This is a genomic window from Minwuia sp. (assembly GCF_048263705.1).
Classification (GTDB): domain Bacteria; phylum Pseudomonadota; class Alphaproteobacteria; order Minwuiales; family Minwuiaceae; genus Minwuia.
Window position 1 is genome coordinate 98,530 of sequence record NZ_JBLXDV010000010.1, and the last position, 16,504, is coordinate 115,033.

Consider the following 16,504-nt stretch of genomic DNA (forward strand, 5'->3'; position numbering starts at 1 on the left):
TTCACATCAGAGGGTAATTGTCAGACCAGGGCGGCAACAGTTGCCGGTTCGCGTTTTGGCGAAACAGCCGGCTGGGGCGGCGATCAGGAACGATTCCGTGACTCGTTGTTCAGGGGGCGAGGCCAGGCCGGATCAGCCGGGACGGGCGCTGGCCGCGGTCATAGCGGGCGGCCGGCGTATTGACGACATCGGACAGCACGGGCGCGCCGAACGAGCGCTCGACCTGCGCCGCCGGCGCGGTGCCGTACGTCGTGGTCCGCTGTCTCGGGACACGGCCCGCGGCGCGGATCATCTGCTCCATCGCTTCCGGCGGCATCTCCTCACCGTATGAGGCGCCGGCGGCGCGCGTGATGGTCTCGTTCATCAATGTGCCGCCCAGATCGTTGGCACCGGCGTTCAGGCAGGCCTTCACGCCTTCCGGCCCCATCTTCACCCAGCTCGTCTGGATGTTGTCGATCAGGCCGTGGAAGACCAGCCTGGGAACACTGTGCATCAGCACGGCTTCGCGGAATGTCGGACCGCGGCGCGCACGGCCCTTCAGATAGATCGGCGCTTCCATGTGAACGAAGGGCAGGGGTACGAATTCGGTGAAGCCGCCGGTTTCGGCCTGCAGGTCGCGCAGGCACAGCAGATGCCGCGCCCAGTTGGGATAGCGGTCGATGTGCCCGAACATGATGGTCGCCGTGGTGTGAAAACCGGCGGCGTGCGCCGTGCGCATGACGTCCAGCCACTGTTCGCTGCGCAGCTTGTCGGGACACAGCACCTCGCGGACCTCGTCATCCAGCACTTCGGCGGCGGTGCCCGGCAGGGTGCCGAGCCCCGCGTCCTTCAGCATCGCCACGAATTCGGCCAGCGGCAGATCCAGCGTGGCCGCGCCCTGGGCGACCTCCAGTGGCGAGAAGGCGTGGACGTGCATGTCGGGCACCGCCTGCTTCACACGCGCCAGAATGTCGAGATAGGTCTGACCGGTGTAGTCCGGGTGAATGCCCCCCTGCATGCAGACTTCGGTCGCGCCGCGGTCCCAGGCTTCGGTGACGCGGCGGCCGATCTCGTCCAGGCCGATGTCGTAGGGCCGGCCGCGCAGGTTCTCCGACAGCTTGCCCTTCGAGAAGGCGCAGAACTGGCATTTGAAATAGCAGACGTTGGTATAGTTGATGTTGCGGGTGACCACGTAGGAGACCGTGTCGCCGTTCGCCGCATGGCGCAGCGTATCCGCCGCCTCGGTGATGGCGCGGAAGTCGCCGCCACGCGCCTGGAACAGCCGCACGATCTCGGGCTCGGTCAGCCGCTGTCCGGACACGGCGCGGTCGAGGATGGGCGACAGCCGGTCCGACGGCAGGATGTCCGGCAGTCCCGGAATGGCATCATGTTCACCGGGCGACCATGCGTCGTCGCGCACCAGTCCGTGGCCGTCGATCCGGTCCAGCACCGGCTTCACGAAGCGTTTGTCGAGCCAGCGCTCCGGCTTCAGGGCATAGTCCTGATACAGCGGCAGCCGCTGTTCCAGGTGTTTGCCCGCCCTGCGTGTTTCTTCTGCCAGCTTTTCAAGGTGCGGCCAGGGGGCCTCGGGGTTCACGAAGTCGGGTGTCACTGGGCTGACCCCGCCCCAGTCGTCGATGCCCGCGCCGACCAGCTGCGGCAGCACGCCCGGCGACAGGTTGGGCGGTGCCTGAATGTGCATCTGCGGCCCGAAGATCAGGCGCGCCGCCGCGATCGTCCAGAGCAGGTCTTCCAGCGTGGGTTCCGGCGCGTCCTTCATCTTCGTGTCCGGCTTGGCGCGGAAGTTCTGGACGATGATCTCCTGAATGTGGCCGTGGCGATCGTGCAGGTCGCGCAGGCGCAGCAGCGAGGAGATGCGGTCTTCACGCGTTTCGCCGATGCCGATCAGGATGCCGCTGGTGAACGGCACACCGGCCTCGCCCGCAGCTTCCATGCAGTCGATCCGGGCCTGCGGCACCTTGTCGGGGGAGCCGAAATGGGCCTGACCGCGTTCCAGCAGGGCCTCGGAATCGCTTTCCAGCATGATGCCCATCGAGACCGAGACCCGTTTCAGCTGCTTCAGGTCGTCCAGATCCATCAGGCCGGGGTTGAGGTGCGGCAGCAGGCCGGTCTCGGTGAAGACCAGATCGGCCATGGCGGCGAGATAGTCGAGCGTGCTGGCGTAACCGAGCTTTTCGAGGGCTTCGGAGGCAGCGCGATAGCGCAGTTCCGGCTTGTCGCCGAGGGTGAACAGCGCCTCGTTGCAGCCGGCTGCCGCGCCCTGACGCGCGATTTCCAGCACCTGCTCAGGCGTCATGTAGGCGGGTTCGCCCTTCTTCGGCGGTTCCGCGAAGGTGCAGTAGTGACAGACGTCCCGGCAGAGGTGGGTCAGCGGAATGAACACCTTCCGCGAATAGGTCATCACGTCGCCATGGCCCGCGTCGCGCAGCGTCGCGGCGGCGGTCAGCATCCGGTCGAGCGGCGTATCCAGCAGCTCCCGGGCCTGCGCGGGGGTGGGGCGGGTCCCTGCCAGGATGCTGGCGATCAGGTTGCTCATGCTGCGGGTTCGCTTTTCATCCGGTCGGGCTTCAACCGGTCGGCGATGCCGGTCTCGATCAGGTATCTGTGGGTGCGCGTGTCGGTGTCCATGTCCAGGAACTTCAGCACATCTTCCGGCGTGTCGATGTCCAGCCCGATTCCCGGCAGCGCCTTCACGCGAGGCGTGACGTCGGCCTTGCGCGCCTCTTCCAGATGCGGCTCGAAGCTCTGATGTCCGAAATGGAACGTGATCAGGTCCGGCGGGGTCGCGATCACGCAGTTGGTCCCCAGCCCGTCGTGAGAGGGCGACAGGGTCAGACCGCGATCCTGCCCGCCATGAAGACGGACCAGATCGTCGATCTCCTTGGATGTCAGGGCCGGCGTATCGCCGGGTATCGTCACCACGCCTTCTCCCATGCGGGCCTTCACCCACTCGACCCCGCGCCGCACCGCCGTCGACTGACCGTCGTTGTCCGGCTCGACCAGCAGTTGCGCGTCGTGGCGGTCGGCCAGTTCGCGGGCCTTGTCCTCGCGGCTGACGATCAGGATGCCGTCGACCGTCGTGCACCGTTTCAGTGACGACAGCACGTCCTCCAGCATCGTCTCGAACAGCGTCCGCCGTTCCTCGGCGCTCAGCGCGCCGGACAGGCGTTGCTTGGCCTGATCAAGATTCTTGATCGGCAGAATGATCCACATGGCAATCCCGTGCCCCGGTCGTTGATGTCTCCCCACTTGGGGCAGTAGCATACTCGGGACAAGCGGGGAAAGGCACCCGTACCGGGGAAGGAAACGGAATGAAGGTCTATTACAACATGCCGCGCGTGACGATGCGCGAGGCGGTGACGCTGGCGCAGGAGATCGAGCGGCGGGGATACGACGGGATCGCGACCAACGAGACGAGCCGCGACAGCTTCATGCCGCTGGCGGTCGCGTCGACGGTGACGGAGAAGGTGGAACTGGCCACGTCGGTCGCCATCGCCTTCCCGCGCAGCCCGATGGTGACGGCGAACCTCTGCTGGGACATTCAGGAAAGCTCCAACGGGCGCTTCATCCTCGGCATCGGCAGCCAGGTGAAGGGCCATAACGAACGGCGCTTTTCGGTGCCCTGGTCCGCGCCCGCGCCGCGCATGAAGGAATACATCCAGTCGCTGCGCGCGATCTGGAAGTGCTTCGACGAGCAGTCCACCGACCTCGCCTACATCGGCAAGCACTATTCCTTCACGCTGATGACGCCCAACTTCCTGCCGCCGAAGATCGGCTCGGTCGGCTGCCCGATCACCATCGCGGCGGTCGGCCCGGCCATGCTGCGGGTCGCTGGCGAGACCTGCGACGGGGCGCGGCTGCACGGGTTCTGCACGCGGAAATATGTCGAGAACGTGGTGATGAAGGAACTGCAGACCGGCTTCGAGCGGGGCGGGCGCAAGCGGGAGAATCTGGAACTCTCGGGCGGCGGTTTCATCGCCACCGGTCCCGACGCCGAAAAGACCGCCAAGATGTACGAATGGGTGCGCTATCGCGTGGCCTTCTACGGTTCGACGCGCACCTACTGGCCCGTGTTCGAACAGCACGACCTGCTGGATCTGGGCGAGAAGCTGCACCGCCTGTCGGTCGCCCAGCGCTGGGACGAGATGGCGGCCGAAGTGCCCGACGATGTGGTCGACCTGTTCTGCGCCCATGGCACCTGGGACACGATTGCGGGCGAGATCGAGAAACGCTTCGGCGGCATGGCCGATATCGTGACGCTGCAGTCCGAACTGGGCGACGACACGCCGATGCTGGATCCCGGCCTGATTCAGGACATCCAGAAGATTCCGACGACGTTCGAGGGGTTCGACCTGCCGGCGGCTGCTTGACGCGGTCAGCGCCGCGCTTCGGGGGGATGGTCTGCGACGACGGCCCCGCGTTCGCCCATCGGCCGAGGCGGGCCGGTGGTCGTGTCGCGGTGGGTCTGGCGCTCCATTTCGGAGTTGATCTCCGCGCCCAGCAGCACGATGAAGGCGCTGAGGTAGAACCACATCAGCAGGCCGACGACCGCGCCCAGCGAGCCGTAGGTCTCGTTGTAGTTCGAGAAGTTGGCGACATAGATCGAGAAGGCGGCGGAGCCGACGATCCACAGGACCGTCGCGGCAGCCGCACCCCAGCTGAGCCAGACCAGACGCGCTTCGCTGCGATGCGGGCCGAACCGGTACATCAGGGCCAGTCCGACAATCACCGTCGCGATGACGATGGGCCAGCGCAGGATCGCCGCCAGCCATTCGCCCACATCGCCGAGGTAGAATGTGTCCAGAACCACCGGAACCGCGAGGATGGCCAGGAAGGCGATGGCCAGCACCACCAGAAGCACGGCGGTCAGGGTCAGGGTCACCGATATCTGGGAGAAGAAGCCGCGGCGCTCGCGCTGGTCGTAGACGATGTTCAGACCCATGACCAGGGCGTTGACCCCGGCGCGCGTACTCCACAGCGCCAGCAGGATGGCGAGGACCGACGCGAAGCCCAGTTCAGTGGGGCCGGCGGACGTCAGGTCGGTGACCTGCTCGCGGACAATATTGAATGCTTCCGCCGGCATGACCGCGGCCAGCGTGCCGAGATGGTCGGCCACGTCGGTGGGATCGGCGAACACGCCATAGATGCCGACGAAGGCCGCGATGCCGGGGAACAGTGCCAGCATGGCGTAGAAGGCGACACCGGCGGAGATCAGCGAGACGTTGTCCTTCGCGATCTGGTCCTTCACCCGCAGCAGGATCTGTTTCCAGTCGTCCCATGTCAGCTCGGCGGGCCGGCTGGCATCGGCCGTGCTGCGGTCATTCTCGTTTGCTGCGGTCATTGCCCCGGTCTTTTTTGTTTGTTCCGTGGTCAGGTATGGGGGCCGCAACAGTCTTCAATGGGGGCGAAACGGCGCAGCCCCGGTCATGGCCTCACGTTTCCGCCGGTCCGTAGCCCCCGCCCGATGGGGTCTGCATGACGAAGACATCGCCGGGATAGACCTCGTTCTGATCGTTGCCCGCGTGGGCGACCTTCTCGCCGGATGCCCGTTCGATCCATTCCGCGCCGACCTCGCCCGGGGCGCCGCCGTCGACGCCGAAGGGCGGGACGCGGCGGTGCGAACAGAGCGTGGTGACCGTCATCTGTTCCAGAAAGCGCATGCGCCGCACGATGCCGTCGCCGCCGGAATGCCGGCCCCTGCCGCCCGAGCCATGACGGATGGCATAATCCTCAAGCCGTACGGGGAACCGGAACTCCAGCACTTCCGGGTCGGTGCCGCGCGTGTTGGTCATGTGGGTCTGGATCGCCGAACAGCCGTCGAAGTCCGGGCCCGCGCCCGAGCCGCCGCAGATGGTCTCGTAATTCTGGATCCGCTCGTTGCCCCAGACGAAATTGTTCATCGTCGCCTGGCTGCCGGCCATCGCGCCCAGCGCGCCCATCAGCGCGTTACAGGCCATCTGGCTGACCTCGGTGTTCCCGGCGATGACCGCTGAAGGGTACGCCGCGTGCATCATGCTGCCCTCGGGCGTGATGATCTTCAGGGGGCGGAAACAGCCTTCGTTCATGGGGATCGGCGCGCCGACCAGCGAGCGGAAGACATACAGGACCACCGCCTTGCAGACGGCCAGCGGCGCATTGTAGTTGAACGGATCCTTCTCCGCCGTGCCGCTGAAATCGATGGTGGCCTCACGCTTCTCATGATCGACTGTCACGGCCACGCGGATGAACTTGCCGTTGTCCAGTTCATAGTCGTAGGCCCCGTCGGAGAGCGCATCCAGCACGCGGCGGACGCTTTCGGCGGCGTTGTCCTGCACGTGGTGCATGTAGGCGTGGACGGTATCCAGTCCGAACTGGTGGATCATCTTCTGGATTTCGCGCACGCCCGTCTCGTTGGCGGCGACCTGCGCCTTCAGATCCGCGATGTTGCTGTCGATGTTGCGGCAGGGATACGGACCCGAGGCCAGCAGGGCGCGGGTCTCGGCCTCCTGGAAGGTGCCACCCGCGACCATCCTGAAATTGTCTATCAGGACGCCCTCTTCCTCGATCCGGACCGAATCCGGCGGGGCGGAACCGGGTGTCTTGCCGCCGATATCGGCGTGATGGCCGCGCGAGGCGACATAGAAAAGCGCCGTGCCGTCTTCCCCGAAGACCGGTGTGATCACCGTGACGTCGGGCAGGTGCGTGCCGCCGTTGTAGGGGTCGTTCAGGGTGAACACGTCGCCCGGCTTCACGCCGGGGTTCAGCCGGATCACGGTGCGGATGGACTCCGACATCGACCCCAGATGCACCGGCACGTGCGGCGCGTTGGCAACCAGTCCGCCTTCGGGGTCGAACAGCGCGCAGGAGAAATCGTAGCGCTCCTTGATGTTCACCGAATAGGCCGTATTGGCCAGCGTCGCCCCCATCTGCTCGGCGATGGACATGAACAGGTTGTTGAAGACTTCCAGCATCACCGGATCGACCTGCGTGCCGACGGCAACCTCGCGCTCCAGCGGCACGACGCGGGTCAGGATCAGATGGCCCCAGGCGTTCATCTCCGCGCGCCACCCGGTCTCGATGACGTTGGTGCCGGTGGGTTCGCGAATGATCGCGGGGCCTTCGATACGCTGTCCGGCCTGTATGGCCTCGCGGTCGTACAGCGGCACCTGGCGGGCATTGCCGAAGGTTGCGCTGACCTCGGCCAGCGGTTCGGGCGCACCGGACGCGGCGGGGTGTTCCTGATCGGCGATGTCGGCCGCGCCGCCGATGGCTTCGACGGAAAGCGCCTCGAAGATCAGTTCCCGTTCGTCGGCGGCGAAGCCATAACGTGCGCGATGGGCCTCGTCGAAGCGGGCGCGCAGTTCGTCTTCCGTGCCGAAATCGACTTCCAGCGCCTGATGCGACCCGGCATAGCGCAGATGCGCGCGGCGGACGTCAGAGACATGCGACGGCTCGACACCCTGTGAAATGACTTCCTCGGTCGCCTGTGCTGCCATGGCGTCGAGTGCGCCGGACGCTTCCGCAAGGTCGCTCAGGGGGCGTTCGAACTGCTGTTCTCTCAGGGCGCGGATCTCGGCCAGACCCATGCCGTAGGCGCTCAGCACACCGGCCAGCGGATGGACGAACACGGTCTCCATGCCCAGTGCATCCGCCACCATGCAGGCATGCTGTCCTCCGGCCCCGCCGAAGCACTGCAGCGTGTACTTCGTGACGTCATAGCCGCGCTGGACGCTGATCTTCTTGATCGCGTTCGCCATGTTCTCGACGGCGATGCGCAGGAAGCCCTCGGCGATGCTCTGCGGGGTGCGCGGCGGCTCGCCGGTCGCCTCGGCGATTTCGGCGGCCAGGGCCTCGAACTTGCGGCGCACGACGTCGGCGTCCAGTTTCTCGTCCGCGTTCGGGCCGAACACGGCGGGGAAATGGTCGGGCTGCAGCTTGCCCAGCATGACATTGCAGTCGGTGACCGTCAGCGGACCGCCCCGGCGGTAACAGGCGGGACCCGGATCGGCGCCTGCGCTGTCGGGGCCGACCTGAAAGCGCCCGTCGCGGAAGGTCAGGATCGAACCGCCGCCCGCCGCCACCGTGTGAATGTTCATCATCGGCGCGCGCATCCGCACGCCCGCGACTTCCGTCTCGAACGACCGTTCGTAGGTGCCTGCATAGTGACACACGTCGGTCGATGTGCCGCCCATGTCGAAGCCGATCAGTTTCTCGTGCCCGGCCAGCCTGGCAGTCTTGACCATGCCGACCACACCACCGGCGGGCCCGGACAGGATCGCGTCCTTGCCCTGGAACAGGCGCGCATCGGTCAGGCCGCCGTTCGACTGCATGAACATCAGCCGCGTGCTGTTGTGACCCCCCAGTTCGTCGGAGACCTGATTCACGTAGCGCCGCAGGATCGGACTGAGGTAGGCATCGACGACCGTCGTATCGCCGCGGCTGACCAGCTTCATCAGGGGCGAGACCTGATGCGAGACCGAGATCTGGCCGAAGCCTTCTTCCGCCGCGATGGCGGCGACGCGGGATTCATGATCCGGGTTCAGATAGCCGTGCATGAAGGCGATGGCGACGGAATCGATGCCGTCCGCCTTCGCGGCCTGCAGCGCGGCGCGCGCACCGTCCTCGTCCAGCGGCGTGACGATCCCGCCCTCGGCATCCAGCCGCTCCGTGATCTCCACCGCGCGTTCGTACAGCAGTTCCGGCAGCACGATATGCAGGTCGAACAGGGTCGGGCGCGCCTGATGGCCGATGCGCAGCAGATCGCCCAGGCCCTTCGTGATCAGCAGAAGCGTCCGGTCACCCTTGCGTTCCAGCAGGGCATTGGTGGCGACCGTCGTGCCCATCTTCACCGCGTCGACGGTGTTGGCCGGAATCGGCTCACCCTTCTTCACGCCCAGCAGATCGCGCACGCCCTGCACGGCGGCATCGCGATACTGCTCCGGGTTCTCCGACAGCAGCTTGTGGGTCACCAGCGATCCGTCCGGCCTGCGCCCGACCAGATCGGTGAAGGTGCCGCCCCGGTCGACCCAGAACTGCCAGCCGGAGGTTTTTTGGGACGCGGAATAGGCCATGATCTCGGGTCTTTCGCAGAAGAACGGTTCAGTAGAAGATTTCGGGCAGCCAGAGTGCGATCTCCGGGAAGATCAGCAGCAGCGCGATCATGCCGAACATGGTCACGACGAACGGGAAGGCACCCTTCATGACGTCGGTCAGGTTGCCCCGCTCGCGCACGCCCTGCACGACGTACAGGTTGATCCCGATGGGTGGCGTGATCAGCGCGGTCTCCAGGATCACCATCAGAAGAATGCCAAACCAGACCGGATCAAAGCCCAGCGCGACCACAATCGGGGTGATCAGGGGCGCGGTGGTCAGCAGCATCGACAGCGTTTCCATGAAACAGCCGATCACGACCAGCACGGCGATCAGCAGCAGCATCGTCTGCATCGGCGTCAGCCCGAGACCGGTGACGAAATCCGCAAGCGCCTGCGTCAGCCCGACGATGGACAGCACGAAATTCAGGAACACGGCGGCCAGAATGATCAGCATGATCATCGAGGTGGTGCGCATGGTGCCCTCGACGGCCCCCCTGAGCATGGCCAGGGTCAGCGTGCGATTGGCGGCGGCCAGGATCAGCGCCGCGACCACGCCCAGCGCGGCGGCTTCGGTGGGTGTCGCGACACCGGCGTAGATCGAGCCGACGACGACCACGAAGATTCCGATCGGCGGCAGCAGCGACGGCAGCGCGGCAATGCGCTCGCGCCATGTGACCTCGATCCTGGTGCCGCCCCACTTCGGCTTGATGACGCACAGCACGATCACGGTGAGCATGAACAGCGCTGCCAGCAGGAAGCCCGGCAGAAATCCGGCCAGATAGAGCTCAGGGACCGAAGTGTCGGTCAGCAGGCCGTAGAGGATCAGGTTGATCGACGGCGGGATCAGGATTCCCAGCGTGCCGCCGGCGGCGATGGTGCCCAGGAACAGCGGCTCGTTGTAGCCGCGCTTCTCGATCTGCGGGATGGCGACGGTGCCGATGGTGGCGGCGGTCGCGACCGATGACCCGGAGGTCGCGGCGAAAAGGGCGCAAGACCCGGTATTAGCATGCATCAGGCCGCCCGGCAGCCAGCCCAGCCACTTCATGATGCCGTCATACATGCGGCCCGCGATACCCGACCGCAGCAGGATCTCGCCCAGCAGGATGAACATCGGGATCGCGACCAGCAGGAAATCGGTGCCGGTCTGCCAGACCATGTCGCCCAGCGCCCGGTGCAGCGGCATCGGGCTGTCCATGTACTGGATGGTCAGGCCGAGCCAGCCGAGGGCGGCGGCGACGGGGACGGCCAGAGCGATCAGGCCGAGCAGGATGAGGAGGGTTTTGGTCAGCATCAGGTGGTCTCATCCTCAATCTGTTCGTCCAGGGTCTTCACCCCGATCAGGCGGTCCGCCGAGGCGCTGTCGCCGGTCAATGTGCTGAACAAGGCGCCGAAGAAGAGCAGTACGCCGGAGGCGACGAAGATGACCCACCCCGCCAGCCACGGGATCTGGGGCAGGGCGAGCGGTGTGCGCATGGGTGTGATCGAATGCGATCCGTGTTTCAGCGTGTCGCCGACAAGCTGCCAGGCCATCCAGGTGACGATCGCGGCAAAACCGATCAGCAGAAGCAGGCCGAACAGGTTCAGAATGACGCGCAGCCAGCGCGGCAGGATCAGGAACAGCGCATCGACGCGAATGTGGGCGCGTTCGAAAAGGGCAAATGCAAATCCCAGACTGGTGGCGACACCGAAGGCGTAGCCGGAAATCTCATCCGCACCCGCCATGCTGAGACCGAAGAACTTGCGCAGGACGACCTCGAGCGTGACCAGCAGCGCGGAACCCAGGATCAGGGTGCCGCCAAGCCAGGCGAGCAGGCGGGAGAAATGATGGGCCTTGGCGATAAATGGCAGCATCGGTGCGTTCCTGAAGAGGTGGATCACACTCCGGGCGTCATCCCCGCCCTGTGCGGGAATCCGGAGCGGCCTTGCCGCAAGTATGATCGTTCGACCAGATGCCCGCGCAAGGGCGGGCTTGACGGCTCTTGCCAGCGTCGGCGTGAAAGAGCATCCGGCTGCACCCGTGTCGGGGGTGCAGCCGGACCGTCATCTCAGCCTATTTCGCTTCCGCCTTCAGGCCCAGGATCGGGCCAACGGTCGCGTTCCAGTTAGCGGCACACTCGGCACCGCACCGCTCGGCCCAGCGGGCCAGCACGACCTCGTTGGCGATCTTGTCACGCGCGGCCAGATCTTCCTTGGACGGCTTCACCAGCTTCATCGCACCCGGCTCGCCGATCGGGCATTCGCCGCCGGTGATGCAGCCCACGGCGATCGAATCCTCGTTCGCCGTTTCTTCCCACATCTGATCGGTCAGCATGGCCAGTTCCTTCTGAAGCATGGTCTGCTTCTCGGCACCCATGGAGTTCCACTTGTCCATGTTCATTGCACCGAAGGCGAGGCCCCAGCCAACGCGCATCGTGTAGGCGTGGGTGGCGACCTGGTACCATTTGGCGCTGTAGGCCGGCATGGTGCCGGTGATGGCGCAATCGACGACGCCCTTCTCCAGCGCGGGGATCACTTCGGCGAACGGTACGGTCACGGACGTGCCGCCAACACCTTCGACGAAATCACCCAGCGTCGTGGAATAGACGCGGATTTTCTTGCCGTTCAGGTCTTCGATGCCGTTCACCTCGGCGTTGCACCACAGCATCTGGCTGGGGAACGGGTAGAGCATCAGCAGCTTGGCGTTATAGGTCTCGGCGAAGGCCTTCTCCAGGGTCGGGAAATAGGCTTCCGACACCTTGCGCTGGGTTTCGATGTCCTGGGTGACCGACGACAGGTCGGCCCCTTCGAAGATGGCGTTCTCGGCGGCGACGTAGCCCGGCAGGCCGAAGGCGAAATCGAACACGCCGTTCTTGACCAGACGCATGATCTCGAAGCCCTTCAGACCCAGTTCGGTCTGCGGCTTGATCTCGCCGATGATCTTGCCGCCCGAGGCTTCGGCGATGTGGCTGTTCCAGAAGGGGCCTTCGTGTTTCTGGTAATTGGTCAGGTTGCCCCAGGTGCCCACGCCCTTGATGACGGTGACGTCATCGGCCATGGCGGCTGTCGCGCTGATGCCCAGCGCGGCGGCCAGGGTAATGATCTTTTTCATGTTTCTGTCTCCCTGTTGTGGATTCAAGATCGGTTGGTGGTTCAGTCCTGTTGGCCGGTTGATCCGGTTCTCAGTTGATGAAGGCGTTCTCGCGTTCGCCTATGTCGGTGATCAGCATACACCCGGGCATGTGGGTGATGCACAAGGGCGGACGGGCCCGGGCCAGCGCGTTCTGTGGCGTGACCCCGCAGGCCCAGAAGACCGGGACGCCCTCGGGCCCGCACGGCGCGTCGCCCCAGTCGGGCCGGCTGATGTCGCGGATGCCGATCTTCGCCGGGTCGCCGATGTGGATCGGGCCGCCGTGCGCCCACGGGAAGGCCGACGAGATCTCGACGGCCAGATCGACCTGATCCTTTGCGATGTAGCGCATCGAGACCACCGTGCCGCCACCGAACGGACCGGCTTTCGCGGTCTCGATGCTGGTGCGGTACATCGGGACGATGCGGTCGGCCTCGATATGGTGCATGGGGATTCCTGCCTCGCTCAACGCGTTCTCGAAAGTGAACGAGCATCCGAGCGCAAACGCAACCAGATCATCGCGCCACCGGTCCGACAGGTCCGGCATCGTGGCGGTGTGTTCGCCATGTTCGTACAGGTAGAACATCGGCACGTCGGTGCGGATATCGATGTCGCCCAGCGCGGTCCAGGCCGGATCGCCCGGATCGGTCATGCCGACCAGCGGGCAGGGTTTGGGGTTGGAACGGCAGAACTCGGCGAAATCCGACGCGAACCCGGCGGGCAGGATGGCCAGGTTGGCCTGCAGCTTTCCGCGTGCCAGACCTGCCGTATGGCCCGTGTAGCGACCGGACCGGATAGCGTCCCGGACGTCGGCCACGGGTTTTTCCCGCAGGATCTCGAACAGGTTTTCTTCCGGCACCATCTCATCCCTCAAACGTCCTGCAGCAACGCTATGCGAATCGCACCCATCAACTCAATTTATAAAAATGGATCGTTTATGATCACCTGTTTCGATCATATGCGACGGCCACGTCACGCGCGATCTGCGCTGCGCGGGCACCGATGGCACCTTCGGGCTCGCACAGGAACGATGCCGAGAACCCCAGGGCCGCGGGCTGCCATCCCGGATCGTATGGCCTGATCTCGCCCGACTGCAGGTAGTGCTGCGCCAGCGCGGTGGGCAGCGCACCCAGTCCGAGGCCGGAGGCGATCAGCCGGAAACAGGCCGACAGCGACGACGAGGGGAACATGACAATGCCCGCGCCATAGCGTTCCAGAAGTTCGGTTCTGATCAGGCGGTGGGGACGGGTGTTCTTGGCGAAGGTGATGACCGGTGTGGTCCGGAACACCTCGACGGGATCGTCGGGCAGGATCTGGTCGGCGGCGCAATACCAGGCAAGCCTGAAGTCCGGCAGGATCACATTGTCGACGCGATAGTCGGACACCGGGCCCATCAGGATCGCGAAATCGATCGCATTGTTCAGCAGGCTTTCGCGCAGGTTGACCGAGATGTCGACGCCGATCTCGATCTCCAGGTGCGGAAAGGCCTGGCGCAGGCGGGTGATGAACTCCGGCAGCCACGACTGGACGATCGTTTCCGACACGCCGATGCGCAGCACCATCTCGACCCCGTCGGCCACCGCCACGTCGCGCAGGATCAGGTCGCTCAGCTTCAGATACTGTTCGGCGTATTTGACCAGCCCGGCCCCGCTCTTGGTCAGTGCCATGCCGGCTTTCCGGTCGAACAGTTCCGCCCCCAGCGCGGCCTCCAGATTCTTGATGCGGCTGGTGATGGCGGGCTGCGTCAGGTGCAGGACCTCCGATGCCCGGCGGACGCCGCCCGTGTTGGCGACCGTCAGGAAGGCCCGCATCTGATCCAGCGTGAACCGCATGTCAGGGCCGGGTGCCGGGGCGATCCACGATCAGCCCGGAGTCATCCGGCCGGTCTCGCCCGGCGGATTGCCGAAGGTGGCGAAACTGTCGGTTTCCCAGACCTCGCGTGCCTGCCGCAGGGCCCAGGTCACCGATGGAAAAGCCAGTTCGTCCCACGGGATGTCATCGTAATCGAAGAAGGCGACTTCCAGCGATTCGTCCCCCGCACTGACGTCCGGCGAGACGAGGGTCGCCTTGTAGATCAACTGGACCTGCGAAATGCGCGGAATGTTGTAGACCGCCAGCAACGGACCCATGTCGAGCCGCGCGTTGGCTTCTTCCATGGCTTCGCGCGCCGCGCCCTCGGACGAACTTTCGCGTTCCTCCATGAAGCCGGCGGGAATGGTCCAGTATCCCTTGCGCGGTTCGATGGCCCGGCGGCACAGAAGGATCTTCTGGTCCAGACGACATACGGCCCCGACAACGATCTTCGGATTGACATAGTTCACCCAGCCGCACTCGCCGCATACCATGCGTTCGCGGTTGTCGCCTTCGGGGATACGCGTACTGAAGTTCCGGGCGCCGGGAAGATGGTCGGTCATGGGCTGGACATGTTCCTGCTGTTGCGTGCCGTCGAGGCTGAATCTTTCAATTCCGTATCGAAAATCAAGACGTTAACCGACGTTCCGTTTCGATACAGATTATCCGGCACCGATGCTAATTGGAACGGTCCGGTCTGTCCAATCGACCGAATATGGCACAGGTCGCGCGGCGCGCATTCACGGGCGGCCATGACGAACGGCAGGCATTCCGCCGGATACCGGGTTCCGTGACCGGCTTCGCATCAATGGCACGTACATTGCTGCTATCCATGCCGTGTGACGCCTTGCGTCTTTGTAGATTCATGCGTCGCAGCATTCCCTTCATCGGTCGGGCTGTGCCCGGCCGACACTTGCAGCGGAGATGTTTCCAGCCGGAAGCATCTCCGTTTTTTATGCGGGCCTACCGGCTGCGGTTTTCCAGACGCTGGATCTGCGCGGCGACATTCTGGTAGGCGGGCGTGCCGGGCTGCAGCAGACCCAGAAGCTTGCGCCACTTCGTCAGCGCCGCCTGATCCCGTCCCGCCTGCGCATCCGCCTGCCCCAGCACGAACAGGGCGTCCGGATTGTCGGCATCGATCGCCGCGATGGCTTCGAACTGTGCCGCGGCCTCGGGCGTGACCGTACCGTCGCCCGTCGCATCGATCAGCGCGCCGCCATAGGTGATCCGGGTCGGGATATCGTTCGGGCGCAGGCGCACCGCGTTGCGATAGGCATCCAGCGATCCCTGCTGGTTGCCGAGCACCCCGTAGGCCCGGCCCAGACGCATCCAGCCATCGAAATCGTCCGGTTCTTCCGCCAGGCGGTCTGCCAGCCGTTCGACCATGCCGCGAATCATGGCCTGCCGGTCGTCTGCGGTCATCTCCTGTGCCGCCTGCACCTGTTCGGCGGTCGGGCCGGGTGCATCCGCTGCGGCTTCCGGCGATTGCGCCGCCTGCGGGGACTGCGGCAGCGGTGGCAGGTCCGGCAGCGGCGGTGCGGTCGAAGCCGTCGGCAGATCGTCGGGCATGTCTATGCCCAGATCGCGGGAGACTTCCTCCAGCCGCTGCCGCAGGGCGGGTTGCCAGGGCGCGTCTGCCGGTGATTCACGGGCCAGCGCGAGCCAGCCGTCATAGGCACCCTTGAGGTCGCCGGCCTGTCCCCGGGCCAGCGCGATATAGTACCGGGCACCGGGATGACCCGGGTCGATTTCAAGCGTGCGCTCGAAGGCGGCGACGGCCGGTTCGGTCACCACGCCACCGCTCGCGAAGATCAGCGCCTCGCCCTTCTGCATGTGCGGGGACGGATCGTTCTGGCCCTCCGGCAGGGCGGCGGCCTTCGAATAGGCCTCCGCCGCATCGCCGTAGCGGTCCATCACACCATACGAGCGGCCCAGCAGCATCCAGCCGTCGAAATCGTCGGGTTCCGCCGCCAGCCGCTCTTCCAGGCTGGCCACCATGTTGCCGACCGAGGCCAGACCCTCGCGCGTGGCGTTCACCTCATCCGGGGAGACCGCGCCGCCACCGGCCAGACGGCCTGCAGCGGAGGGAACGTCTGTCCGCTCGGCCAGAGGCTGCGCGGGCAGATCCGGGCGCCCCAGTTCCAGATAGATCAGGCCGGCCGAGACCGGCAATGCGATTGCAATCACGATTCCGGCCAGAGCCGAATTCCGTCCCCGGTTGTCGATGTCGGGCTCGCTGTCGCGGACGGCCTGCAGCATCCGCCGCTCGATCTCGTTCCGCGCACCGCGGGCTTCCTCCTGGGAGATCACGCCCCGCGCCGCTTCGGCCTCAAGCTCCTCGATCTGGCTCTCGTAGACCTGCAGGTCATAGTCGCCGCGGCGTGCGGCACCCAGACTGGAGGCGGCGAGCGGTTTCAGCACGAACAGCGCCACGGCGACCGTGATGACGGCAATCAGTATCCACAAAAGCAAGCTG

At 65.4% G+C, this 16,504-nt stretch carries 12 protein-coding genes; 1 reads left to right on the plus strand and 11 read right to left on the minus strand.

Going from position 1 to position 16,504, the window contains the following annotated elements:
- Nucleotides 1-109: 109 nt before the first annotated feature.
- Together cofH and cofC are read right to left on the minus strand one after the other, a co-directional pair.
- Nucleotides 110-2,536, minus strand: a complete 2,427-nt coding sequence (cofH, locus tag ACN0X7_RS14855; protein WP_417518618.1) for a 5-amino-6-(D-ribitylamino)uracil--L-tyrosine 4-hydroxyphenyl transferase CofH — start codon at nucleotides 2,534-2,536, stop codon at nucleotides 110-112.
- Nucleotides 2,533-3,213, minus strand: a complete 681-nt coding sequence (cofC, locus tag ACN0X7_RS14860; protein WP_417518620.1) for a 2-phospho-L-lactate guanylyltransferase — start codon at nucleotides 3,211-3,213, stop codon at nucleotides 2,533-2,535. Before cofC ends, cofH begins: the two co-directional genes overlap by 4 nt.
- 98 nt (nucleotides 3,214-3,311) lie before the next feature.
- Between cofC and ACN0X7_RS14865 the strand changes: the two genes are divergently transcribed.
- Entirely contained in the window at nucleotides 3,312-4,370 is a 1,059-nt protein-coding gene (locus ACN0X7_RS14865; RefSeq protein ID WP_417518622.1) for a TIGR03617 family F420-dependent LLM class oxidoreductase, read from the plus strand.
- A gap of 5 nt (nucleotides 4,371-4,375) precedes the next feature.
- Here the strand turns inward: ACN0X7_RS14865 and ACN0X7_RS14870 are convergent, their stop codons facing one another.
- The 9 genes from ACN0X7_RS14870 to ccmI form a co-directional block, all read right to left on the minus strand.
- Entirely contained in the window at nucleotides 4,376-5,341 is a 966-nt protein-coding gene (locus ACN0X7_RS14870; protein ID WP_417518624.1) for a YihY/virulence factor BrkB family protein, read from the minus strand.
- A gap of 91 nt (nucleotides 5,342-5,432) precedes the next feature.
- Nucleotides 5,433-9,050, minus strand: coding sequence for a hydantoinase B/oxoprolinase family protein (locus ACN0X7_RS14875; protein ID WP_417518626.1), 3,618 nt, complete (start codon nucleotides 9,048-9,050; stop codon nucleotides 5,433-5,435).
- A gap of 28 nt (nucleotides 9,051-9,078) precedes the next feature.
- Complete coding sequence (locus tag ACN0X7_RS14880; RefSeq protein ID WP_417518628.1) at nucleotides 9,079-10,362, minus strand: TRAP transporter large permease; 1,284 nt, start codon at nucleotides 10,360-10,362, stop codon at nucleotides 9,079-9,081.
- Nucleotides 10,362-10,922 carry a TRAP transporter small permease subunit gene (locus ACN0X7_RS14885; protein WP_417518630.1) on the minus strand — a complete coding sequence of 187 codons (561 nt, stop codon included), beginning with the start codon at nucleotides 10,920-10,922 and terminating at the stop codon, nucleotides 10,362-10,364. The genes ACN0X7_RS14880 and ACN0X7_RS14885 overlap by 1 nt, the downstream gene beginning before the upstream one ends.
- Before the next feature lie 199 nt (nucleotides 10,923-11,121).
- Complete coding sequence (locus ACN0X7_RS14890; protein WP_417518632.1) at nucleotides 11,122-12,159, minus strand: TRAP transporter substrate-binding protein; 1,038 nt, start codon at nucleotides 12,157-12,159, stop codon at nucleotides 11,122-11,124.
- A gap of 70 nt (nucleotides 12,160-12,229) precedes the next feature.
- Nucleotides 12,230-13,039, minus strand: coding sequence for a putative hydro-lyase (locus tag ACN0X7_RS14895; RefSeq protein ID WP_417518634.1), 810 nt, complete (start codon nucleotides 13,037-13,039; stop codon nucleotides 12,230-12,232).
- A gap of 79 nt (nucleotides 13,040-13,118) precedes the next feature.
- A complete protein-coding gene (locus ACN0X7_RS14900; protein WP_417518636.1) occupies nucleotides 13,119-14,009 on the minus strand; it encodes a LysR family transcriptional regulator in 891 nt (296 codons plus the stop codon).
- Nucleotides 14,010-14,039: 30 nt separating this feature from the next.
- Nucleotides 14,040-14,591 carry an NUDIX domain-containing protein gene (locus ACN0X7_RS14905; RefSeq protein ID WP_417518638.1) on the minus strand — a complete coding sequence of 184 codons (552 nt, stop codon included), beginning with the start codon at nucleotides 14,589-14,591 and terminating at the stop codon, nucleotides 14,040-14,042.
- Nucleotides 14,592-14,991: 400 nt separating this feature from the next.
- Nucleotides 14,992-16,500, minus strand: a complete 1,509-nt coding sequence (gene ccmI / locus ACN0X7_RS14910) for a c-type cytochrome biogenesis protein CcmI (protein WP_417518640.1) — start codon at nucleotides 16,498-16,500, stop codon at nucleotides 14,992-14,994.
- Between the last annotated feature and the right edge of the window lie 4 nt (nucleotides 16,501-16,504).

What these genes read in the sequence shown, in the direction of transcription:
- ACN0X7_RS14880 (WP_417518628.1), bottom strand. Translation starts at nt 10,362, where the DNA reads ATGCTGACCAAAACCCTCCTCATCCTGCTCGGCCTGATCGCTCTGGCC.
- ACN0X7_RS14890 (WP_417518632.1), bottom strand. Translation starts at nt 12,159, where the DNA reads ATGAAAAAGATCATTACCCTGGCCGCCGCGCTGGGCATCAGCGCGACA.
- ACN0X7_RS14870 (WP_417518624.1), bottom strand. Translation starts at nt 5,341, where the DNA reads ATGACCGCAGCAAACGAGAATGACCGCAGCACGGCCGATGCCAGCCGG.
- ACN0X7_RS14875 (WP_417518626.1), bottom strand. Translation starts at nt 9,050, where the DNA reads ATGGCCTATTCCGCGTCCCAAAAAACCTCCGGCTGGCAGTTCTGGGTC.
- ACN0X7_RS14905 (WP_417518638.1), bottom strand. Translation starts at nt 14,591, where the DNA reads ATGACCGACCATCTTCCCGGCGCCCGGAACTTCAGTACGCGTATCCCC.
- cofH (WP_417518618.1), bottom strand. Translation starts at nt 2,536, where the DNA reads ATGAGCAACCTGATCGCCAGCATCCTGGCAGGGACCCGCCCCACCCCC.
- ACN0X7_RS14885 (WP_417518630.1), bottom strand. Translation starts at nt 10,922, where the DNA reads ATGCTGCCATTTATCGCCAAGGCCCATCATTTCTCCCGCCTGCTCGCC.
- ACN0X7_RS14865 (WP_417518622.1), top strand. Translation starts at nt 3,312, where the DNA reads ATGAAGGTCTATTACAACATGCCGCGCGTGACGATGCGCGAGGCGGTG.
- cofC (WP_417518620.1), bottom strand. Translation starts at nt 3,213, where the DNA reads ATGTGGATCATTCTGCCGATCAAGAATCTTGATCAGGCCAAGCAACGC.
- ACN0X7_RS14900 (WP_417518636.1), bottom strand. Translation starts at nt 14,009, where the DNA reads ATGCGGTTCACGCTGGATCAGATGCGGGCCTTCCTGACGGTCGCCAAC.
- ACN0X7_RS14895 (WP_417518634.1), bottom strand. Translation starts at nt 13,039, where the DNA reads ATGGTGCCGGAAGAAAACCTGTTCGAGATCCTGCGGGAAAAACCCGTG.